We start from the raw sequence: 20,535 nt of genomic DNA on the forward strand, positions 1-20,535 counted from the left end.
AAGAACATGCCACGTAGCCTCAAAAAGGGCCCCTTCGTGGACGACCACCTGCTCAAGAAGGTGGACGCTCTCAACGAGTCGGGCAAGAAGACCGTGATCAAGACGTGGTCCCGTCGGTCCACGATCATCCCGGATTTCCTGGGTCACACGATCGCGGTGCACGACGGCCGCAAGCACGTCCCGGTGTTCGTCACCGAGGCGATGGTGGGTCACAAGTTGGGCGAGTTCGCCCCGACTAGGACCTTCAAGGGCCACATCAAGGACGACCGCAAGTCGCGCCGCCGCTGAGCGGGCACGAGAGAACAAGGAAGCTAGCGATGAACGCCCAGAACGACGTGGCCGAGGCTCTGCCGACGGCTTACGCGCGGGCTCGCTTCGTCCGGGACTCGCCTACCAAGGTGCGCCGGGTGATCGAGCTGATCAAGGGACGTAGCGCCGCCGACGCCTTGGCCGTGCTCCAGTTCGCCCCGCAGGCGGCAAGCGAGCCGGTCGCGAAGGTGCTCGCCAGCGCCGTGGCCAACGCCGAAAACAACCTCGATCTCGACCCGGACACCCTCTGGGTCAAGAACGCCTACGCCGACGAGGGCCCGACCCTCAAGCGCATCCGTCCGCGGGCCCAGGGCCGCGCGTACCGGATCCGCAAGCGGACCAGCCACATCACCGTCGAGGTGGAGTCGCGTCCGAAGGCCGAGGCCAAGAAGGCACAGGGCAAGAAGAAGGCAGGTGGCCGGTAGTGGGCCAGAAGATCAACCCGCACGGCTTCCGCCTGGGTATCACCACGGACTGGAAGTCGCGTTGGTACGCCGACAAGCAGTACGCGGAGTACGTGGCCGAGGACGTCAAGATCCGGAAGCTGCTGTCCACGGGCATGGAGCGCGCCGGGATCTCCAAGGTCGAGATCGAGCGCACCCGTGACCGGGTCCGCGTCGACATCCACACCGCCCGGCCGGGCATCGTCATCGGCCGTCGCGGCGCGGAGGCCGACCGCATCCGCGGCGCGCTGGAGAAGCTGACCGCCAAGCAGGTCCAGCTGAACATCCTCGAGGTCAAGAACCCCGAGGCCGACGCCCAGCTCGTCGCTCAGGGTGTCGCGGAGCAGCTGAGCAACCGTGTGGCGTTCCGCCGCGCGATGCGCAAGGCGATCCAGACCTCCATGCGTTCGCCGCAGGTCAAGGGCATCCGCGTGCAGTGCGGCGGTCGTCTCGGCGGTGCCGAGATGTCCCGCTCCGAGCACTACCGCGATGGCCGCGTCCCGCTGCACACGCTGCGTGCCGACATCGACTACGGCTTCTTCGAGGCCAAGACGACGTTCGGTCGCATCGGCGTGAAGGTGTGGATCTACAAGGGCGAGCTCGTGGGTGGCCTCAAGGCCAAGGAGGCGCGTGACGCCGCCGCGGCCGCCGAGCGCGCCCCGCGCCGTGACCGTGGTGACCGTCCGTCCCGCCCGCGCCGTTCCGGCGCGTCGGGCACGACGCCGACCTCGACCGAAGCCGGTCGGGCCGCTGCCGCCGCCAAGAGCGACGACACCGCCCCCGCGGCCACCGAGGCCCCGGCTGCTGAGACTGCAGAAAAGACGGAGGGCTGACACGTGCTCATCCCGCGCAGGGTCAAGCACCGGAAGCAGCACTCCCCGAAGCGCCACGGTGCCGCCAAGGGCGGTACGAAGGTGAACTTCGGCGAGTACGGCATCCAGGCGCTTGAGCACAGCTACGTGACCAACCGGCAGATCGAGTCCGCTCGTATCGCCATGACGCGTCACATCAAGCGTGGCGGCAAGGTGTGGACGACCATCTACCCGGACCGCCCGCTGACCAAGAAGCCGGCGGAAACCCGCATGGGTTCCGGTAAGGGTTCGCCCGAGTGGTGGATCGCCAACGTGAAGCCGGGCCGCGTGATGTTCGAGATCTCGTTCCCGAACGAGGAGACCGCCCGTGAGGCGCTCCGTCGCGCGATCCACAAGCTGCCCATGAAGTGCCGCATCGTGACCCGTGAAGGTGGTGAGTTCTGATGGCGAAGGCAGGTGCCGCCCAGGCATCGGAGCTGCGTGAGCTCACCGCGGAAGAGCTCGTTCTGCGTCTGAAGGAATACAAGGAGGAGCTCTTCAACCTCCGCTTCCAGATGGCGACCGGACAGCTCGACAACAACCGCCGTCTGCGCACCGTCCGCACGGACATCGCGCGGATCTACACGGTCATGCGCGAGCGTGAACTCGGCCTGTCCGTTTCCCCTGACGCCGAGAGTGAAGGTGCCGCATGAGCGAGCAGCCCAACGCTGAGGCGGCCCCCCGCAACGACCGCAAGGTCCGTGAGGGTTACGTCGTCTCGGACAAGATGAACAAGACGATCGTGGTCGAGCTCGAAGACCGCAAGAAGCACCGTCGTTACGCCAAGGTTCTCCGCAGCACCAGCAAGGTCAAGGTGCACGACGAGAACAACGAGGCGGGCGTGGGCGACCGGGTCACCCTGATGGAGACCCGCCCGCTGTCGGCGACCAAGCGCTGGCGTCTGGTGCAGATCGTGGAGAAGGCCAAGTAAGTAGGGCTCTTTTTGAGTCCCTTAGTTCCGCAAGGCTCGCGCTTCAACGCGAGAACCAGCGCGACATACAGGAGTAGACGTGATCCAGCAGGAGTCGCGGCTTCGGGTTGCCGACAACACGGGCGCGAAGGAAATCCTTTGCATCCGCGTTCTCGGCGGCTCGGGGCGGCGCTACGCGGGCATCGGCGACATCATCGTCGCCACCGTGAAGGACGCCATGCCGGCCGCCGGCGTGAAGAAGGGTGACGTCGTCAAGGCCGTCATCGTTCGCACGCGCAAGGAGCGCCGTCGTCCGGACGGTTCTTACATCCGCTTCGACGAGAACGCTGCTGTGCTCATCAAGAACGACAATGAGCCCCGCGGCACCCGCATCTTCGGGCCGGTCGGCCGCGAGCTGCGCGACCGAAAGTTCATGAAGATCATTTCGCTCGCGCCGGAGGTGTTGTAGAGCATGAAGGTGAAGAAGGGCGACACGGTCGTCGTCATCGCCGGCAAGGACAAGGGTGCCAAGGGCAAGGTCATCCAGGCCTACCCCGAGCGCGAGCGCGTGCTGGTCGAGGGCGTCAACCGGATCAAGAAGCACACGCGGATCTCCCAGACCCAGCGCGGCGCGCAGTCCGGCGGCATCGTCACGCAGGAGGCGCCCATCCACGTCTCGAACGTGATGGTCGTCGACTCCGACGGCAAGCCGACCCGGGTGGGCTACCGCATCGGCGAGGACGGCAAGAAGGTCCGGGTCTCGCGCCGGAACGGTAAGGACATCTGATCATGACCACCGCAGAGAAGATCGCCCCGCGCCTCAAGGTGCGGTACCGCGAGGAGATCAAGGGACAGCTCCAGGAGGAGTTCTCCTTCGAGAACGTCCACCAGATCCCGGGCGTCGTCAAGGTCGTCGTGAACATGGGTGTCGGAGACGCCGCCCGTGACAGCAAGCTGATCGAAGGCGCCATCCGCGACCTGGCCGCGATCACCGGGCAGAAGCCCGAGGTTCGCAAGGCTCGCAAGTCCATCGCGCAGTTCAAGCTGCGTGAGGGCCAGCCGATCGGTGCGCGCGTCACGCTGCGCAACGACCGCATGTGGGAGTTCCTCGACCGGCTGCTGACCATCGCGCTGCCGCGTATCCGTGACTTCCGCGGGCTTTCGCCGAAGCAGTTCGACGGCAACGGCAACTACACGTTCGGTCTCAACGAGCAGTCCATGTTCCACGAGATCGACCCGGACGCCATCGACCGCCCGCGCGGTATGGACGTCACTGTCGTCACCACCGCCAACACCGACGACGAGGGCCGCGCGCTGCTTCGCAAGCTCGGCTTCCCGTTCAAGGAGAACTGAGTCGATGGCCAAGAAAGCACTGGTCCACAAGGCCGCGAAGACGCCGAAGTTCAAGGTTCGCGGTTACACGCGCTGCCAGCGGTGCGGTCGCCCGCACTCGGTGTTCCGCAAGTTCGGGCTCTGCCGGATCTGCCTTCGCGAGATGGCACACGCGGGCGAGCTGCCCGGCGTCCGCAAGTCCAGCTGGTAAGAGTCTTTTTTAACTCCCACTTCGCCACAGGCCTTGCAGTGAAAGCGCAGGGAACCAGGGCGAGAAAGGTTGACAGGTCACCATGACGATGACCGACCCCATCGCAGACTTCTTGACCCGTCTGCGTAACGCGAACTCGGCTTACCACGACGAGGTCGTGCTTCCCCACTCGAAGATCAAGGCGAACATCGCCGAGATCCTCAAGCGCGAGGGTTACATCTCGGGCTACCGCGACGAGCCGGGCGAGAAGCACAAGAACCTCATCGTGGAGCTGAAGTACGGCCCCAACCGTGAGCGCAGCATCGCCGGCCTCCGCCGCGTGTCCAAGCCCGGCCTGCGGGTCTACGCAAAATCGACCGAACTGCCGTCGGTTCTCGGTGGCCTCGGCGTCGCGATCATCTCGACGTCGTCCGGCCTCCAGACCGACCGTCAGGCCAAGCGCAACAGCGTGGGCGGCGAAGTCCTCGCCTACGTCTGGTAAGGAAGGGGGCACAGACATGTCACGCATTGGAAAGCTGCCGGTCGCCGTCCCCTCCGGGGTCAAGGTGACCATCGACGGTCAGCAGATCAAGGTCGAGGGGCCCAAGGGCACCCTCGAGCACACCATCGCCGAGCCCATCACCGTCGAGCAGGCCGAAAACGGCACGCTCGAGGTCAAGCGGCCCGACGAGGAGCGCGCCAGCCGTGCCCTGCACGGTCTCACCCGGACGCTGGTCAACAACCTCGTCGTCGGTGTGACCGAGGGCTACGAGAAGAAGCTCGAGATCCACGGTGTCGGTTACCGCGTGCAGGCCAAGGGCTCGGACCTCGAGTTCGCCCTCGGCTACAGCCACCCGGTGAAGATCGAGGCCCCGGAAGGCATCACCTTCAAGGTCGAGACCCCCACCCGGTTCTCGGTCTCGGGCATCGACAAGCAGAAGGTCGGCCAGATCGCCGCGGTCATCCGCAAGCTGCGCCGCCCGGACCCGTACAAGGGCAAGGGCCTGCGCTACGAGGGTGAGAAGATCCGCCGCAAGGTCGGAAAGACGGGTAAGTGATCATGAGCGACACGACTACGAAGCGCAAGCCGGTCGGCAAGGACATCTCGACCCGCCGCCGCGTCGCGAAGGCCCGTCGGCACTTCCGCCTTCGCAAGAAGATCAACGGCACGGACCAGCGTCCGCGCCTGGTCGTCAAGCGTTCGTCGCGGCACATCGCCGTGCAGCTGATCGACGACCTCGCCGGCAAGACCCTGGCGTCGGCGTCCACCCTCGAGGCGGACGTCCGCGCGCTGGAAGGCGACAAGAAGGCCAAGGCCGCCAAGGTCGGGGAACTCGTCGCCGCCCGCGCCAAGAACGCCGGTGTCTCGACCGTGGTGTTCGACCGTGGTGGCAACGCCTACCACGGCCGCATCGCGGCGCTCGCCGACGCCGCACGTGAGGCGGGGTTGGAGTTCTGATGCAGCAGATGCTCGTGAATGGAAGGAAAGCCTGATGCCGGGACGTACACGGCAATTCGGCGGCGGCCAGGGCGGACCCGGCGGACAGGGCGGCAACGACCGCAATGACCGTCGCGACCGCCGTGACCGGCGCGACAGCGGCCGTGGCGGGGCCGGCCAGGAGAAGACCCCGCACCTTGAGAAGGTCGTGACGATCAACCGCGTCGCCAAGGTCGTCAAGGGTGGTCGTCGCTTCAGCTTCACCGCCCTGGTGGTCGTCGGTGACGGCGACGGTCAGGTCGGCGTCGGCTACGGCAAGGCCAAGGAAGTTCCCGCGGCCATCGCCAAGGGCGTCGAGGAAGCGAAGAAGAACTTCTTCCGCGTTCCCCGCGTCGGTGGCACCATTCCCCACCCGATCCAGGGTGAGGAAGCCGCCGGTGTCGTGCTGCTGCGTCCGGCTTCCGCCGGTACCGGTGTCATCGCCGGTGGCCCGGTGCGCGCGGTGCTGGAGTGCGCGGGCGTCCACGACGTGCTGTCGAAGTCGCTCGGCTCCGACAACGCGATCAACATCGTGCACGCGACCGTGGCGGCCCTGAAGGGTCTGCAGCGTCCCGAAGAGGTCGCGGCCCGCCGCGGTCTCCCGCTCGAGGACGTCGCCCCGGCTCGGATGCTGCGCCAGCGCGCTGGCCAGGGGGTCTGACATGACTCAGCTCAAGGTGACCCAGGTCAAGAGCAAGATCGGCACGAAGCACGCTCACCGCGAGTCGCTGCGCACCCTCGGGCTGCGCAAGATCCGCCAGAGCGTCGTGCGTGATGACACTCCCGAGGTGCGCGGCCTTATCCACACCGTCCGCCACCTGGTGGAGGTCGAGGAGGTCAAGGCATGACTGCCATCAAGATCCACCACCTTCGTCCGGCTCCGGGCGCGAAGCGCGACAAGATCCGCGTCGGCCGTGGTGAGGGCTCGAAGGGCAAGACCGCCGGTCGCGGTACCAAGGGCACCAAGGCCCGGAAGAACGTGCCCGCCGGTTTCGAGGGTGGGCAGATGCCCATCCACATGCGGCTCCCGAAGCTTCGCGGCTTCAAGAACCGCTTCCGTACCGAGTACCAGCCGGTGAACGTGGGCGACATCGCCCGCGTCTTCCCGGAGGGTGGCAAGGTCGGCGCCGAGGAGCTCGTCGCGAACGGTCTGGTCCGCAAGGGCAAGCTCGTGAAGGTGCTCGGCAACGGCGACGTGAACGGCGTCAAGCTGGACGTCACCGCCGACGCTTTCTCCGGCTCCGCCAAGGAGAAGCTCTCCGCTGCCGGTGGCTCCGCCACCACGCTCTGAGCTTTCTTCGCTCGCTTCACCGAAAGGCCCGCCCGGCTCCGCCCGGCGGGCCTTTCGCTTGCGCTCACTCCGCCTGGCGGCGACCTGCGTTTCGCGGGCTGATCGCGATCTGGCCCCTCGGGCCGGCGCTCGCGCGCGGACCTGCGTTTAGCCCCCTAATCGCGATCCGGGCGCGGCGAGCCCTCCCTATGCCCGACTTGCGTTTCGGGGGCTAATCGCGATCCGCCGGTCGCCCAGGTGCCCGGCGTCCAGATCGCGATTAGGGGGCTAAACGCAGGTCGGCCGCCAGGCCGCGGGCGTGGCGGAAGGGGGCCTGGGCTGGAAGGATCGCTAGGTGGCCATACCTCCCGGGCAGGATCCGCAGCCCTTCCAGCAGCAGCCGGACGCCCCGCCGATGGTCGTATCGGTTTCAGGGCCCATTGATCCCCCGGACGAACCGACGCGGTCCGGCCGGCTCGAGCCCCGCAGGCTCATCGCGGCGGGCTTGGCCGCTCTGGCCACAGTGCTGACTCTCGTAGGCTGTTTCTTCCCGCACTTCAAGACCGACCATCGGTTCGGCTTCGATTCCAGCGACCAGATCGTGATCGTCTTCGTGCAGGGCGCTTGGGACACGACGGCTTATCAGAGCAACCAGCCTGCCTTCACCACGTCGACGGCGCCTATCGGTATCCCGCTCCTGATCGCTGCGGCGCTCCTGCTTGCGGCCACGGTCGTCAGTGCGCGGGTTGCCGGGCGTCAACGTCCGGGCACTTTGGACAGGTGGCTCACCACTATCGCGGCGGTGTTCCTCGCCGGAGTCGTCAGCAGCGTCGCCACGCTGGGGTCTGGACGCCAGTTGGGCGACGACATCAAGGTGACTCTGACTCTCGAAGCGGGTATGTGGGCACTCTTCGCCGCGGTCGTCGCGGCGGCGAGCGCGGCCGTCATGAGTCACCGCGTCCAGGATGACGAAGTCCCGATGACCGGGGACCCGAGCCTCGCGGATATGCCCACACCGAAGGACGGCATCTCCATCACGGTGCTCCCACCGGAGCCCCAGCCCGAGAAACCGGACTATTCAGCCTTCGCGCCGCCGCCGGATCCTGGCGCGAAAGAGCGCGATTAGCCCGCTAAACGCGCTCGCGATCGCCGATACGGTGGGGGAGGAGGTGGCCGATGACTTGGGCGCTGGTCTTTTTCGGAGCGGCGGTCCTCGTGGCTTTTACGCCAGGGGCGAACAATCTGCTCGGCATGCACCACGGCATGACACAGGGTGCTTGGAAGGGGCTCGCCGGCCTGTTAGGCCGATTGGCCGCATTCGCGGTGCTGATCGCGGCCGTCGCCGCCGGGCTCGGGCAGCTCCTCGCGGCTTCGGAGCTTGCACTCACAGTGATCAAATGGGCCGGCGTCGCCTACCTGGTCTGGATCGGTGGGCGCCTGCTGTGGTCGACGCTCCGTGGCGGGCGGACCGCGCTGGTCCAAGCGCCGAGCGGCGCTGAATCCGTACCCGCGCTCCGGATCGCGAGGAAGGAATTCGTCGTCGCGATCACGAATCCGAAGGCGATCCTCATCTTCACGGCGTTTGTGCCCCAGTTCATCGACGCAGCTCACGGCTCCTTTCCTGTCCAGATCGCGATTCTCGGCGCTGTCTACCTGCTCGCCGAGTTCGTGGCGGGCGCGACCTATGTCGGTGCGGGCGCACTCGTGAAGTCACTCCGGCTGTCCCGCCGGGCGACACGGAACGTCGATCGCGGCACCGGCGTAGTGCTCCTCGGCATGGTGGGCGCCCTCGCCGCTTCGAGCTCCTGATCACGGTGCGTTTAGCGGGCTAAACGCGATCCGGCGGCCGGAAAGTGAGGAACGACAAGGTGATCTGTCAAGGTTCCGGGGCGAGAACGGCCAGCCGATCAACCCCGCGGACCAACCTTCGTCCGGAAAACCCACACGCACTGCGGACACGCCCTGTGAAGCTGTTAGAGTCGGCGACACGCTTCGGGACGAGTGTGCCCCGAAGCGTTCCTGGCTTGTGCCAGAAAGCTGTGTGTTCCCGCCGGCCCCCGGGCCGGCCAAGCCGATCGTCGGTAAGACAGCCGACGACGCCGAGGAGGTTCCCCGCGTGCTCAGCGCCTTCCGCTCGGCTCTAGCGACGCCGGATTTACGTAAGAAGATCCTGTTCACGCTAGCCATCGTCGCGGTCTACCGAATCGGTGCCACCATCCCGGCCCCGGGCATCTCGTATTCCGCCGTGCAGCAATGCACGGAGACCGGGTCGCAGGAGGGCGTCTATCAGCTGCTGAACCTGTTCAGCGGCGGTGCACTGCTGCAACTGTCGCTGTTCTCGACCGGCATCATGCCGTACATCACGGCGAGCATCATCGTCCAGCTCCTCACCGTGGTCATCCCGCGGTTCGAGGAACTGAAGAAGGAAGGCCAGGCCGGCCAGGGCAAGCTGACCCAGTACACCCGGTACCTGACGATCGCCCTCGCGATCCTGCAGGCGACCGGTGTGGTGGCACTCGCCGACCGCAAGCAGCTCTTCCCGCAGTGCGACACCGCGATCATCCCGGACAACAGCGTCTACACGCTGGCCATCATCGTCATCACGATGACCGCCGGTACCGCCGTCATGATGTGGCTGGGTGAGCTGATCACCGAGCGCGGCGTCGGCAACGGCATGTCCGTCCTCATCTTCCTGAACATCGCGGCCCGGATCCCGATCGAGGGTGGCAACATCCTCAGCAGCGCCGGCCCGGTGGTCTTCACCCTGATCTGTGTGTTCGGCCTGGTGATCATCGCCAGCGTCATCTTCGTCGAGCAGGGTCAGCGCCGGATCCCGGTGCAGTACGCCAAGCGCATGATCGGCCGCCGTATGTACGGCGGGACCTCGACCTACCTGCCGATCAAGGTGAACCAGGCCGGTGTCATCCCGGTCATCTTCGCCTCGTCGCTGCTCTACCTGCCGGACCTGATCAGCCGCCTCGTCGGCGACGCCAACAGCAACGCTGGCTGGCAGGTCTTCATCCAGAACTACATCGTCAACCAGTCCAGCTGGGCGCACGTCCTGCTGTACTTCGCGTTGATCATCTTCTTCACGTACTTCTACATCACGATCACGTTCAACGTGGACGAGCGTGCGGAAGAAATGAAGAAGTTCGGTGGCTTCATCCCGGGTATCCGCCCGGGCCGACCCACCGCGGAGTACCTCAGCTACGTCCTCGGCCGGATCACCCTGCCGGGCTCGCTGTACCTGGGCATCATCGCGATCCTTCCGAACTTCTTCCTGTCCGTCACCGGTAGCGGGAACAACCAGAACTTCCCGTTCGGTGGCACGGCTGTGCTGATCATGGTGGGTGTCGGTCTCGACACCGTGAAGCAGATCGAAAGCCAGCTGATGCAACGTAACTACGAAGGGTTCTTGAAGTGACGCGCCTGGTTCTCGTTGGCCCTCCTGGCGCGGGCAAAGGTACTCAGGCGGTAGCACTGTCGGAGAAGCTCCGGATCCCGCACATCTCGACCGGCGATCTGTTCCGCGCCCACGTGGGCGAGCAGACGCCGCTGGGTCAGGAAGCCAAGCGCTACCTGGATTCCGGCGAACTCGTGCCCGACTCGGTCACGAACGAGATGGTGCGTGAACGCCTCGCCGAACCCGACGCCAAGGTCGGTTTCCTGCTCGACGGGTTCCCGCGGAACACGAAGCAGGCCGACGTGCTCGGGGAGATCCTCGGCGAGGTCGACACCAAGCTCAACGCGGTCATCCAGCTCCAGGTCTCGGAAGACGTCGTCGTCGATCGGCTGCTGTCCCGCGGCCGTTCGGACGACACCGAAGAGGTCATCCGCCGCCGTCAGCAGATCTACGTGTCCGAGACCGCTCCGCTGCTCGAGTACTACGCGGACATCCTGGTCACGGTCGACGGCGTCGGCTCGGTCGACGAGATCTCCGCCCGCGTGCTGGAAGCGCTGCGCGACCGCACGTGAATCTCGGAGGACTGCGTGTACTGCAACGGCTTCGTCGTGGGCGCATGATCGAAATCAAGACCCCTGGCGAGCTCCAGGCGATGCGGGCCGCCGGACTGGTCGTCTGGCGCACCCTCACCGCGGTGCGTGAGCTCGCCAAGCCGGGGGTGACCACGGCCGATCTCGACGAACTCGCCGAGCAGACGATCCGTGACGCGGGCGCGGTGCCCTCGTTCAAGGGGTACCACGGCTTCCCGGCGTCGATCTGCGCTTCGGTGAACGAGCAGATCGTGCACGGCATCCCGTCGAAGACCCAGGTCCTGAACGACGGCGACATCATTTCGGTGGATTGCGGCGCCATCCTCGACGGCTGGCACGGCGACTCCGCGGTCACTCTCGCGATCGGCGAGGTGTCGAAGGCGGATCTCGCGCTTTCGGCCGCCACCGAGGCGGCGATGTGGGCGGGGATCGCCGCGGTGGCGTCCGGTGGCCGGCTCACTGACATCTCGCACGCGGTGCAGACCGCGGCCGAGAAGGCGGGCCGGGAAGACGGCGTCGATTACGGGATGATCGTCGAGTACGGCGGCCACGGCATCGGGCGCCAGATGCACATGGACCCGTTCCTGCCGAACCTGGGCAAACCGGGCAAGGGGCCGCGGCTCAAGACCGGTATGGCGCTCGCGATCGAGCCCATGCTCACCGGTGGCGGCGGGGAGACCGTCGAGCTCGAAGACGGCTGGACCGTCGTGACCGCCGACGGCTCGCGTGCGTCGCACTGGGAGCACACCGTCGCGATCACTGACGACGGCCCGTGGGTGCTGACCGCCCCCGAAGACGCCTGACCTCGCCTTTCGCCCTCCAGATCGCGATTAGCCCGCGAAACGCAAGTGCGCCGCCGGATCGCGATTAGGGTGCTAAACGCAAGTGCGCCCGCGGGCCGGTGGAGCTTGCCAGCCCGCCGGAGGGGTGCCCGCCCCGATGTCTCCATCGGGTGCACATCGCCCGCCGAGCGCCCCAGGTCACGGGCCCGCCGGATCGCGATTAGCCCGCTAAACGCAGGTCGGCGAGGGCGTACGATGGTGGAGGCCGCAACCGGCGGGCTCAGGGGTCACCTAACACAGTCACCCCCGTTTGGGGCTCGCGACACGGGTTGCGTACACTGTCAAGTCGGTGTACTCATCGCGCCCGGATCCTGCGCGCTCGTGAATTCTCGCGAACGGACATTGGACCCGGGCAGGAGTGTGCCGATGCACCACCCAGCCAAGCACTCAAGCTCTGACTGATAACACAGCGTAGCGACAGGAAATGCGGAGGACATGGGCAAGAAAGACGGGGCCATCGAGGTCGAAGGCCGCGTAGTCGAGCCGCTCCCCAACGCGATGTTCCGCGTCGAGTTGGAGAACGGCCACAAGGTCCTTGCACACATCAGCGGCAAGATGCGGCAGCACTACATCCGCATCCTGCCCGAGGACAGGGTTGTCGTGGAGCTCTCGCCCTACGACTTGTCACGTGGTCGCATCGTCTACCGCTACAAGTGATCACGACGAGTTAGCACAAGCAGGAGAGCAGGAGACGTGAAGGTCCAGCCGAGCGTCAAGAAGATCTGCGACAAGTGCAAGGTGATCCGCCGTCACGGCCGGATCATGGTGATCTGCGAAAACCTGCGGCACAAGCAGCGGCAGGGCTGATCACTCGCACTCGTACAGAGTGGATTGACGGCTACACAATCTCCCCGCACCTGCCGGGCCGTGCGAACGGCCCGGTTCACCCTCGGACTTCAGGCCGAGGCCGGGACACCCGAAGCGCAAGCAGAGGGCACGACAGGCGAGTCGGTCCCGGGACCGGACGGGGAGCAGACCTGAAGATGAAATCTATGAAGGAGCATCAACGCCAATGGCACGACTCGCTGGCGTAGACCTCCCCCGCGAAAAGCGGTTGGAGATCGCGCTGACCTACATCTACGGCATCGGCCGTACCCGCTCGAAGCAGCTCATCGCGGCTGCCGAGCTCAACGCGGACACTCGCGTCAAGGATCTGAGCGATGACGACCTCGCCAAGCTGCGGGTCTACATCGAGGAGAACTTCAAGGTCGAGGGTGACCTTCGCCGCGAGGTGAACGCCGACATCCGTCGGAAGATCGAGATCGGGTGCTACGAGGGCCTTCGCTGGCGCCGCGGACTTCCCGTCCGTGGTCAGCGCACCAAGACGAACGCCCGCACCCGTAAGGGTCCGAAGAAGACGGTCGCCGGCAAGAAGAAGGCTGGCAAGAAGTGAGCGTCCAGGGCAAGAAGGTCGTGCAGATGGGCGGCGTCCGCCGTCGTGGCTCGGCTTGTGTCTCGCCCAAGGCGCTCTACGCCCGCCCGATGGCGCTCCGCAACCTGTACACCGACGCCGGTTCGATCATCCGGCGCGGACAGGCCGAAGCGGTCGCCGCTCACCAAGAGAACGCGCGCTAACAGGAGAACCCTCAAAACATGCCACCGAAGTCTCGTACTGCGGCGGGGGCCAAGAAGGTCCGCCGTAAGGAAAAGAAGAATGTCGCGCACGGTCACGCGCACATCAAGAGCACCTTCAACAACACCATCGTCTCGATCACGGACCCGACCGGTGCCGTGATCGCGTGGGCGTCGAGTGGTCACGTGGGCTTCAAGGGCTCGCGTAAGTCCACCCCGTTCGCCGCGCAGATGGCCGCCGAGAACGCCGCCCGCAAGGCTGCCGAGCACGGCATGAAGAAGGTCGACGTTTTCGTGAAGGGCCCGGGTTCGGGCCGCGAGACGGCGATCCGCTCGCTGCAGGCGGCCGGCCTCGAGGTCGGCACCATCCAGGACGTGACCCCGCAGCCTCACAACGGCTGCCGCCCGCCCAAGCGGCGCCGGGTCTGAGGAACGGGGAGGAGTAAGAAGAAATGGCTCGTTACACCGGCCCCGCGACGCGTATTTCGCGTCGCCTCAAGGTTGACCTCATCGGCGGCGACCAGGCTTTCGAGCGTCGCCCCTACCCGCCGGGCCAGCACGGCCGCGGGCGCATCAAGGAGTCCGAGTACCTCCTGCAGTCGCAGGAGAAGCAGAAGGCTCGCTACACCTACGGCGTTCTCGAGCGTCAGTTCGTCCGGTACTACAAGGAAGCCGTCCGGCGTCCGGGTAAGACCGGTGAGAACCTGCTGCAGATCCTCGAGTCCCGGCTGGACAACGTGATCTACCGCGCCGGCATCGCCCGCACCCGCCGTCAGGCGCGTCAGCTGGTGAGCCACGGCCACTTCCTGGTCAACGGCGTCAAGGTCAACGTCCCGTCCTACCAGGTCACGAAGTGGGACATCATCGACGTGCGGCCGAAGTCGTTCGCGATGCTGCCCTTCGTCGCGGCCAAGGAGTCCTTCGGCGAGCGTCCCGTTCCCGCGTGGCTCCAGGTCGTTCCGTCCAACCTCCGTGTGCTGGTCCACCAGCTCCCGGAGCGCGCTCAGATCGACGTTCCGGTCCAGGAACAGCTGATCGTCGAGCTCTACTCGAAGTGATCCACCATCGGGCCGGGGTTTCCCCGGCCCGATGTGGGCACGGGCGGCGGCGCCCGGAGTGCGCCGCCGTTTCGCCATCCCTTTCGGTGTCATATGGCGGGCGCCGTTTGGAAAGGAATTAGGAAAGATGCTGATTTCCCAGCGACCGGCTCTCGGCGAAGAGACGGTCAACGAGACCCGCTCCCGGTTCACCATCGAACCGCTGGAGCCCGGCTTCGGCTACACGCTCGGCAACTCGTTGCGGCGCACGCTGCTGTCGTCCATTCCTGGCGCGGCCGTGACGAGCATCCGCATCGACGGCGTGCTGCACGAGTTCACCACCGTTCCCGGGGTGAAGGAAGACGTCACCGACATCATCCTGAACCTCAAGGAGCTCGTGGTCTCCTCGGAAGAGGACGAGCCGGTCACCATGTACCTGCGCAAGCAGGGCCCCGGTGAGGTCACCGCCGCCGACATCGTGCCCCCGGCCGGTGTCACCGTGCACAACCCGGATCTGCACATCGCGTCGCTGAACGGCAAGGGCAAGCTCGAGATCGAGCTCGTCGTCGAGCGCGGCCGCGGTTACGTTCCGGCCCTGCAGAACAAGCAGGCGGGCGCGGAGATCGGCCGGATCCCGGTCGACTCCATCTACTCCCCGGTGCTGAAGGTGACCTACAAGGTCGAGGCGACCCGTGTCGAGCAGCGCACCGACTTCGACAAGCTGATCCTGGACGTGGAGACGAAGCCGTCGATCACGCCGCGGGACGCTGTCGCGTCGGCCGGTAAGACGCTGGTGGAGCTGTTCGGTCTCGCGCGCGAGCTGAACGTCGACGCCGAAGGCATCGAGATCGGCCCGTCGCCGCAGGAGGCGGACACCATCGCCGCCTACGCGATGCCGATCGAGGACCTGGACCTCACCGTCCGGTCGTACAACTGCCTCAAGCGCGAGGGCATCCACACCGTCGGCGAACTGGTCTCGCGCAGCGAGGCCGACCTGCTGGACATCCGCAACTTCGGTGCGAAGTCGATCGACGAGGTCAAGCTCAAGCTCGTCGGTCTCGGTCTCGCGCTGAAGGACAGCCCGCCCGGGTTCGACCCGACCGCGGCCGCGGCCAGCTACGACGGTGAGGGCTGGTCCGAGGGCGTCGACAGCATCACGGACGGAATTTCGGACAATGGCCACGACGATGGCCAGGACTACGCAGAGACGGAGCAGCTGTAAGGCCAGCTACGGCTCCCTCACACCAGTAGGGGTGGGGGAGCGACGGCCTCCAGCTGTGAGCTGAACGAGGAGAACCGATGCCCACCCCCACAAAGGGACCCCGTCTCGGCGGGTCGCCCGCGCACGAACGGCTGATCCTGGCCAACCTGGCCACCCAGCTGTTCGAGCACGGCAAGATCACGACGACCGAGGCGAAGGCCCGGCGGGTGCGCCCGCTGGCCGAGAAGCTGATCACGAAGGCGAAGCGGGGCGACCTGCACAACCGTCGTCAGATCCAGCGCATCGTGCGCGACAAGGACGTCGTGCACAAGCTGATCGCCGAGATCGGTCCGTTCTTCGCGGAGCGTCCGGGTGGCTACACCCGGATCACCAAGACGATGGCGCGCAAGGGCGACAACGCCCCCATGGCCGTCATCGAGCTGGTGGCCGAGAAGACCGTCACCGCCGAGGCCGAGGCCGCGCGCAAGACGAAGTTCGCCAAGGACGAGCCGAAGGCTGCCGCCCCGGCCGCCGAGGAGACCGCCGACGCCCCTGAGGCTGCCGACACGGCCGCCACCGAGGCTCCGGAGGCCACCGAGGCTCCCGCCGCCGACGAGGCCGCTGAGGCCCCCGCCGCGGACGCGGACAGCAAGAAGGACTGACGTCCTGACGGCACCGAACACCCCGGACGAGCCCGCCACTCCCACTGCGGAGGGCGGGCTCGTTCGTCTGCGTCTGGATGTCGCCTACGACGGCACCGATTTCTCCGGCTGGGCGCGGCAGCCCGGGCAGCGCACCGTTCAGGGAGTCCTCGAAGAGGCGCTCGCGAAGCAGCCTCCAGGAGCCTCGGTCCCGAAGTCCGTCGTCGTCGCCGGCCGCACCGATGCCGGTGTGCACGCGGCCGGCCAGGTGGTCCACGTCGACGTGTCGCCTTTAGGGGGCAAAACGCGATCCGGTCGCCTGGAAGTGGACGAGCGGGGCATTCCTGACCTGGGGCGGATGCGTCACCGCTGGAATCGGTACCTGCCGGGCGACGTGCGGGTGCTGGCCGCCCGGGTCGCGGCGCCTGGGTTCGATGCGCGGTTCTCGGCCGTGCGGCGTCACTACCTGTACCGCGTTTCGGATGCGCCCTGGGGCGTGGATCCGTTGCGGCGTCACGACACTCTGGCCTGGGGCCGACCGCTCTCGATCGACGCGATGAACGAGGCGTCGACGGCTCTTCTAGGCCTTCAGGACTTCGCGGCCTTCTGCAAGCAGCGCGAGGGCGGGACGACCATCCGCGAGCTGCAGCGGCTCGAATGGCGGCGAACCGGGCCGCACGCTGTCGAGGTTGCTGTCTCCGCCGACGCGTTCTGCCACTCGATGGTGCGCAGCCTGGTGGGGGCACTGCTCTTGGTCGGTGACGGCCGCCGTCCGCTGGACTGGCCCGGCGACGTCTTGGAGAGCCGGACGCGCGACAGCGCTGTGGCTCCCGCGCATGGCCTGACGCTGATGGCGGTCGACTACCCGCCGGACGCGGAACTCGCCTCTCGTGCCGATCAAACGCGCGCCATGCGTACTCCCTCCTGATCCGGCCGCGGCGCGGTTAGCGGGCTAAACGCGCCGCGGCGGCGTGCCCGCCAGACGGACTCGACGATGCCTTTGAAGTCGTTCGCCAGGTCCTCTGCGGTGACGATGACGAAACGCCAGCCTTCGGCCTCCACGCGTCTTCGGCGTTTGCGGTCGTGGGCTCGTTGCTTCGCTGTGTTGTGCCATCGGCCGTCGTATTCGACGGCGACCTTGAACTTCTCGTCCCCCAAGTCGAGGCGAGCGAGGAAATGGCCGGTTCGGGCGGTGACCTCAAGCTGAGGCGTCGCCGTGATGCCGCCGGCGGCCAGCACGATGCGAAGCTCCGACTCCGGGGGCGACTCCGCGCGTGGGTCGGACAGTCGTAAAGCATGCCTGGCCAAGCGGATTCCCCTGTTGCGGCGGCCGTAGAACTCCCTGTTGAGGTGCAGATCGGTCAGGCTCTCGGCCCGCATGAACTGATCCAGATCCGGCACGCCGATGCGGAGTCGCCGTACCCAGCCGGATTTGCGGGGAGACAGCCGGAGGAGCAGATCCAGCGCGATTCGGCTTCTCCGAGCGATGCGAATACCGTTCCACGGCCTCGATTCCTCGGGTTTGACTTCGGTACGCCGAACCTTGATACCGACTATCGGGCCGAAGCGTTGTTTCTCCGGTACGACCATCTCGACCGGATCGTTGGGTTTCGCCAACTCGACGCCTTGAACGGTCGCGGCCGATCGTCCGGTCAGCACCGCTTCGGGAGGCGCCAGCAACGCGGCTCCTCGGCAACGTAACTCATGCGTGACGTCGACATCAGCGCGTGTGTAGACGTCCTGGAACAGCCGCCGGACGCTTGAGCCACGTAGCTGGCTGGCCGTGATGAGGCCTGCCTTGCGCGCCTCGGAGCCGCGGAAGACGTCGGGGAGATGAGATGAATCGAAGGGTTTGGTCATATGGACACAGTGATCGACAAGACCGACAACCCATGGCCGTGACCGCCTATTCGAGGGTGGTTTATCCACAACCCCCGTCCTATCCACAGCCGTCGCGATTGCCTCTTGACGGAGAAAACTCACGCCCCGGATCGCGTTTAGCGGCCTAACCGTGACGCGGGCAGGACGCAAAACGGGGGCACTGTCCGAAAAGGACAGTGCCCCCGCAGAGCACGATTAGCCCGCTAAAGTCGACGCGGGCGGGTTAGTCGCCGCGGCGCACGGGCCCCAGGATCTGCTGCTCTTTCGCCGTGGTGACCAGGCGAAGAGGGCGCCAAAGGTTCCGGCCCAGAGCGACGACCTGGTCGTCCTTCAACGTCGTGAGCTGCTTCATCATCTGGGGCGGGAGCCGCCAGATCCGGGCGGCCAGCTCGGCCTGTCCCGGCGGGAGCCGCTGCATCAGCACCAGGTCGGCCGCGTTCGCGGTCGCCCCGGCCTGCGGGTGCAGGTACGGCAGCACGTAGATCGTCGTCTGCCACGGCGATCGCGGCGGGAACAGGTCCTGCGGCGTCGGGCCACCATCGGTCACCACGAGCAGCGGCGCGTCCTCGGAGGGCCGCGGAAGGTCCACCGGTGACAGCCGCCGGATCTGCACCAGCGGCGAAGGCCTGCCGTTGGGCTGGTTCCCCGCAGCCTGCGGGAGCACCTGCCACGCGGCCGGCCGCCCGGTCGCCACGACGACCCACGCCCCGACCGCCATCGCCCGCAGCGCCACCTGGCGAGCCAGGTAGAGACCGCCGACGAGCACGATCCGGGTCGGTGTCGAGCGCAGCGCGGAGATCGTCAGCGGCTCGCCCTTGAGCCCGGAGCCGAGGACGATCCCGCCGCGATCGCCGGACGGGCTGATCGCGTCGAGCATCGCCGGGTCGACGGTGAATTCCGGGGCGACACCGGCGTTCTGGCCGGCGTCGCGCATGCGGGTGCTCATGCCGTGCCTCCGATCGGCAAAGTCGCGGAGAACCCGGAGATCTGCAGGCCGCGCAGCGGCGTCAGCGTCACACCCAGCCGGTCCGAGATGCCCTGCAGCCGCTGGTCGGCCGCGTCCAGTTCACGCGGGTTCCGCGCGCTCAGGCGAACGATCCCCCGCAGGCCGATCTTGCCTTCGTCCGCCGACGGCGAGATCGACATCGCCACCGTCGCCGACAGCGCGCGCACACTGGTCAGCGCGTTCAGGCTGCCGCTGATCTTGCCCTTCGGCCAGCTGGTGATGGCGTAGCTCGCGTGTCCGATGCCGGCTGCGGTGACGCCGGTCCAGCGTTCCTGCAAACCGACCTTGCCCTGCGAACCGGCGACCGCGGTCAGTTCCGCGGCCGAAATGCTGGACCGCAGCAGCTCATCCGGGTCGAGCGGCCGGGTCGGCACGCCCTGCGATTCCAAGGCGTTGCGCACCCGCGAGAGCGCGCCGATCAGGGCGCGATGCGCACCCACGACGCCGCCGCCGCGTTCACGGATGGCCGCCGGGCACCGGCGCGGGTCGAGCCGGATGGCGACCCACGTCGTCCGCCGCGCCGCCGCGGGGAGCGGGCCGAGCACCTCCATGTAGGAGCTGAGCGCGGGCGAGTCCGACGGAAGCGCGGCGCTGCCCGGGTAGCAGTGCCAGATCATCTGGATCGAGTCGAGGACCACACCGCGGTCTTCGAGACACGGCGCGAGCGCGGACAGCGGCAAGCTCGGCGCGCCACCCGCCTGGGTGATCAGCGCGGGCGCGGGTTCGACGAGCAGGACGGCGGTCCACGTCCCGTCGTTCCACGCGATGCCGACCTGCTGGCGTTCGTGGTCCACGCCGTGCGCGACGACGAGGTCGGGAACGGCGAGGCGAAGCAGGTTCACGCGGGCGTCGTCGGGACCGGTGACGGCGTCCTCTTCGGCCGCGAGCGACTCGATGCTGCTCGGCGGAAGCGGATTCGCCACCCGATCGTGCGAACGGAACGTGTACCGCATGGTGAGTCCAGCCCATTGGGTGAACCAGCGGCCGCCCCAGCGCAGGAACGCGATGATGATCGCGAACGCGAGCACGCCGATCGCGATCCACTTCATCTTCATGTCGATCGCGAGCAGGACGAGGCCGATCGCGAGCCCGAGTTCGAGCACGACCAGGTTTGCCACGGGCAGCGGGCCGAGGTTGATGCCGCCGGTCCGGCGTCGTGCGGGCGCGGCGATCCGTACCGCCGGAGCGGGCGGAGGACCGGACTGCGGGCCGGGACCGCCGGACGGAGGACCGCCCGGGCCGCCAGGCCCTCCAGGGCCACCGGGCCCACCCGGACCCCCAGGCCCGCCGGGCCCCTTGGGCCCGCCAGGACCACCGGGGCCGCCAGGACCCTGTGGTCCGCCAGGCCCTCCAGGGCCGCCTGGGCCCCCGGGACCGCGCGGAACACCGGGACCTCCCGGGCCTCCGGCCGGGCCGCCCGGACCACCCGGTCTGCCGGGCCTTGGCGGCGGCCCCGGCGGACGGCCAGGAGGTTGCGACCCCGGAGGGCCGGGCGGACGTGGAGGAGTGGTGACGGACATCCGCGCTTTCTCTTCCCCTCGTGCTTGCTGCGTACCCGGAAAGCCGGTCCCGAGGAACTT

The 20,535-nt window shown here is 67.1% G+C and carries 33 protein-coding genes; 30 read left to right on the forward strand and 3 right to left on the reverse strand.

The window, feature by feature from the left end; genetic code table 11:
• Positions 1 to 6 precede the first annotated feature (6 nt).
• The 30 genes from rpsS (at position 7) to truA (ending at position 16,996) form a co-directional block, all read left to right on the forward strand.
• Complete coding sequence (gene rpsS / locus DMH01_RS26440) at positions 7 to 288, forward strand: 30S ribosomal protein S19 (protein WP_003102083.1); 282 nt, start codon at positions 7 to 9, stop codon at positions 286 to 288.
• A gap of 29 nt (positions 289 to 317) precedes the next feature.
• Positions 318 to 734, forward strand: a complete 417-nt coding sequence (gene rplV / locus DMH01_RS26445) for a 50S ribosomal protein L22 (protein ID WP_005166780.1) — start codon at positions 318 to 320, stop codon at positions 732 to 734.
• Positions 734 to 1,585, forward strand: coding sequence for a 30S ribosomal protein S3 (gene rpsC / locus DMH01_RS26450; protein ID WP_037314663.1), 852 nt, complete (start codon positions 734 to 736; stop codon positions 1,583 to 1,585). The genes rplV and rpsC overlap by 1 nt, the downstream gene beginning before the upstream one ends.
• 3 nt (positions 1,586 to 1,588) lie before the next feature.
• Entirely contained in the window at positions 1,589 to 2,008 is a 420-nt protein-coding gene (rplP, locus tag DMH01_RS26455) for a 50S ribosomal protein L16 (RefSeq protein ID WP_005166782.1), read from the forward strand.
• Positions 2,008 to 2,256 (forward strand): 50S ribosomal protein L29, encoded by a 249-nt coding sequence (rpmC, locus tag DMH01_RS26460; RefSeq protein WP_007031040.1) that lies wholly within the window; start codon positions 2,008 to 2,010, stop codon positions 2,254 to 2,256. Before rplP ends, rpmC begins: the two co-directional genes overlap by 1 nt.
• Positions 2,253 to 2,534 (forward strand): 30S ribosomal protein S17, encoded by a 282-nt coding sequence (gene rpsQ, locus DMH01_RS26465; RefSeq protein ID WP_007031041.1) that lies wholly within the window; start codon positions 2,253 to 2,255, stop codon positions 2,532 to 2,534. The genes rpmC and rpsQ overlap by 4 nt, the downstream gene beginning before the upstream one ends.
• A 79-nt stretch (positions 2,535 to 2,613) precedes the next feature.
• The gene (rplN, locus tag DMH01_RS26470) at positions 2,614 to 2,982 is read left to right on the forward strand and encodes a 50S ribosomal protein L14 (RefSeq protein WP_005166785.1); all 369 of its coding nucleotides are present in this window, start codon (positions 2,614 to 2,616) and stop codon (positions 2,980 to 2,982) included.
• Positions 2,983 to 2,985: 3 nt separating this feature from the next.
• Positions 2,986 to 3,300, forward strand: coding sequence for a 50S ribosomal protein L24 (gene rplX / locus DMH01_RS26475; protein ID WP_005166786.1), 315 nt, complete (start codon positions 2,986 to 2,988; stop codon positions 3,298 to 3,300).
• Positions 3,301 to 3,302: 2 nt separating this feature from the next.
• Complete coding sequence (rplE, locus tag DMH01_RS26480; RefSeq protein WP_016331092.1) at positions 3,303 to 3,866, forward strand: 50S ribosomal protein L5; 564 nt, start codon at positions 3,303 to 3,305, stop codon at positions 3,864 to 3,866.
• Between the two features lie 4 nt (positions 3,867 to 3,870).
• Positions 3,871 to 4,056 (forward strand): type Z 30S ribosomal protein S14, encoded by a 186-nt coding sequence (locus DMH01_RS26485; RefSeq protein WP_005166789.1) that lies wholly within the window; start codon positions 3,871 to 3,873, stop codon positions 4,054 to 4,056.
• A gap of 82 nt (positions 4,057 to 4,138) precedes the next feature.
• Positions 4,139 to 4,537: a 30S ribosomal protein S8 gene (gene rpsH / locus DMH01_RS26490; protein WP_005166791.1), complete on the forward strand. Its 399-nt coding sequence runs from the start codon at positions 4,139 to 4,141 to the stop codon at positions 4,535 to 4,537.
• Between the two features lie 16 nt (positions 4,538 to 4,553).
• On the forward strand, positions 4,554 to 5,093 hold the full coding sequence (rplF, locus tag DMH01_RS26495) for a 50S ribosomal protein L6 (RefSeq protein WP_125679958.1): 540 nt from the start codon (positions 4,554 to 4,556) through the stop codon (positions 5,091 to 5,093).
• A 2-nt stretch (positions 5,094 to 5,095) separates the two neighbouring features.
• Positions 5,096 to 5,494, forward strand: a complete 399-nt coding sequence (gene rplR / locus DMH01_RS26500) for a 50S ribosomal protein L18 (RefSeq protein WP_007031045.1) — start codon at positions 5,096 to 5,098, stop codon at positions 5,492 to 5,494.
• Positions 5,495 to 5,528: 34 nt separating this feature from the next.
• A complete protein-coding gene (gene rpsE, locus DMH01_RS26505) occupies positions 5,529 to 6,173 on the forward strand; it encodes a 30S ribosomal protein S5 (protein WP_005166795.1) in 645 nt (214 codons plus the stop codon).
• A 1-nt stretch (position 6,174) separates the two neighbouring features.
• Positions 6,175 to 6,360: a 50S ribosomal protein L30 gene (rpmD, locus tag DMH01_RS26510; protein ID WP_007031047.1), complete on the forward strand. Its 186-nt coding sequence runs from the start codon at positions 6,175 to 6,177 to the stop codon at positions 6,358 to 6,360.
• A complete protein-coding gene (gene rplO / locus DMH01_RS26515; RefSeq protein WP_034304258.1) occupies positions 6,357 to 6,803 on the forward strand; it encodes a 50S ribosomal protein L15 in 447 nt (148 codons plus the stop codon). Before rpmD ends, rplO begins: the two co-directional genes overlap by 4 nt.
• A 484-nt stretch (positions 6,804 to 7,287) precedes the next feature.
• Positions 7,288 to 7,908, forward strand: a complete 621-nt coding sequence (locus DMH01_RS26520) for a hypothetical protein (RefSeq protein ID WP_233621674.1) — start codon at positions 7,288 to 7,290, stop codon at positions 7,906 to 7,908.
• A gap of 50 nt (positions 7,909 to 7,958) precedes the next feature.
• Entirely contained in the window at positions 7,959 to 8,591 is a 633-nt protein-coding gene (locus DMH01_RS26525) for a LysE family translocator (RefSeq protein WP_125679960.1), read from the forward strand.
• Between the two features lie 307 nt (positions 8,592 to 8,898).
• Entirely contained in the window at positions 8,899 to 10,206 is a 1,308-nt protein-coding gene (gene secY, locus DMH01_RS26530) for a preprotein translocase subunit SecY (protein ID WP_034304262.1), read from the forward strand.
• Positions 10,203 to 10,757: an adenylate kinase gene (locus DMH01_RS26535; protein WP_038519820.1), complete on the forward strand. Its 555-nt coding sequence runs from the start codon at positions 10,203 to 10,205 to the stop codon at positions 10,755 to 10,757. Before secY ends, DMH01_RS26535 begins: the two co-directional genes overlap by 4 nt.
• Positions 10,758 to 10,801: 44 nt before the next feature.
• Positions 10,802 to 11,578, forward strand: coding sequence for a type I methionyl aminopeptidase (map, locus tag DMH01_RS26540; RefSeq protein ID WP_125679961.1), 777 nt, complete (start codon positions 10,802 to 10,804; stop codon positions 11,576 to 11,578).
• A 474-nt stretch (positions 11,579 to 12,052) separates the two neighbouring features.
• Entirely contained in the window at positions 12,053 to 12,274 is a 222-nt protein-coding gene (gene infA / locus DMH01_RS26545) for a translation initiation factor IF-1 (protein ID WP_005166804.1), read from the forward strand.
• Positions 12,275 to 12,310: 36 nt separating this feature from the next.
• Entirely contained in the window at positions 12,311 to 12,424 is a 114-nt protein-coding gene (rpmJ, locus tag DMH01_RS26550; RefSeq protein ID WP_004558882.1) for a 50S ribosomal protein L36, read from the forward strand.
• A gap of 205 nt (positions 12,425 to 12,629) precedes the next feature.
• On the forward strand, positions 12,630 to 13,010 hold the full coding sequence (gene rpsM / locus DMH01_RS26555; RefSeq protein WP_005166805.1) for a 30S ribosomal protein S13: 381 nt from the start codon (positions 12,630 to 12,632) through the stop codon (positions 13,008 to 13,010).
• Positions 13,007 to 13,192, forward strand: coding sequence for a hypothetical protein (locus DMH01_RS26560; RefSeq protein WP_034304268.1), 186 nt, complete (start codon positions 13,007 to 13,009; stop codon positions 13,190 to 13,192). Before rpsM ends, DMH01_RS26560 begins: the two co-directional genes overlap by 4 nt.
• An 18-nt stretch (positions 13,193 to 13,210) precedes the next feature.
• Positions 13,211 to 13,618, forward strand: coding sequence for a 30S ribosomal protein S11 (gene rpsK, locus DMH01_RS26565; RefSeq protein ID WP_004558885.1), 408 nt, complete (start codon positions 13,211 to 13,213; stop codon positions 13,616 to 13,618).
• 23 nt (positions 13,619 to 13,641) lie between these two features.
• Positions 13,642 to 14,247, forward strand: coding sequence for a 30S ribosomal protein S4 (gene rpsD / locus DMH01_RS26570; protein ID WP_007031054.1), 606 nt, complete (start codon positions 13,642 to 13,644; stop codon positions 14,245 to 14,247).
• A 127-nt stretch (positions 14,248 to 14,374) separates the two neighbouring features.
• Positions 14,375 to 15,448 carry a DNA-directed RNA polymerase subunit alpha gene (locus DMH01_RS26575; protein ID WP_005166811.1) on the forward strand — a complete coding sequence of 358 codons (1,074 nt, stop codon included), beginning with the start codon at positions 14,375 to 14,377 and terminating at the stop codon, positions 15,446 to 15,448.
• Between the two features lie 77 nt (positions 15,449 to 15,525).
• On the forward strand, positions 15,526 to 16,089 hold the full coding sequence (gene rplQ, locus DMH01_RS26580; RefSeq protein ID WP_125679962.1) for a 50S ribosomal protein L17: 564 nt from the start codon (positions 15,526 to 15,528) through the stop codon (positions 16,087 to 16,089).
• A gap of 73 nt (positions 16,090 to 16,162) precedes the next feature.
• Entirely contained in the window at positions 16,163 to 16,996 is an 834-nt protein-coding gene (gene truA, locus DMH01_RS26585) for a tRNA pseudouridine(38-40) synthase TruA (protein ID WP_125680390.1), read from the forward strand.
• Here the strand turns inward: truA and DMH01_RS26590 are convergent.
• From DMH01_RS26590 to eccE, 3 genes are all read right to left on the reverse strand, one after another.
• Positions 16,966 to 17,928 carry an endonuclease domain-containing protein gene (locus DMH01_RS26590; RefSeq protein ID WP_125679963.1) on the reverse strand — a complete coding sequence of 321 codons (963 nt, stop codon included), beginning with the start codon at positions 17,926 to 17,928 and terminating at the stop codon, positions 16,966 to 16,968. The two genes, truA and DMH01_RS26590, sit on opposite strands and share 31 nt — an antisense overlap.
• Positions 17,929 to 18,172: 244 nt before the next feature.
• Positions 18,173 to 18,895, reverse strand: coding sequence for a hypothetical protein (locus DMH01_RS26595; protein ID WP_125679964.1), 723 nt, complete (start codon positions 18,893 to 18,895; stop codon positions 18,173 to 18,175).
• Positions 18,892 to 20,073: a type VII secretion protein EccE gene (eccE, locus tag DMH01_RS26600; protein ID WP_199745636.1), complete on the reverse strand. Its 1,182-nt coding sequence runs from the start codon at positions 20,071 to 20,073 to the stop codon at positions 18,892 to 18,894. Before eccE ends, DMH01_RS26595 begins: the two co-directional genes overlap by 4 nt.
• Between the last annotated feature and the right edge of the window lie 462 nt (positions 20,074 to 20,535).

The sequence above is a fragment of the Amycolatopsis sp. WAC 04182 genome, assembly GCF_003947465.1.
Taxonomy (GTDB): domain Bacteria; phylum Actinomycetota; class Actinomycetes; order Mycobacteriales; family Pseudonocardiaceae; genus Amycolatopsis.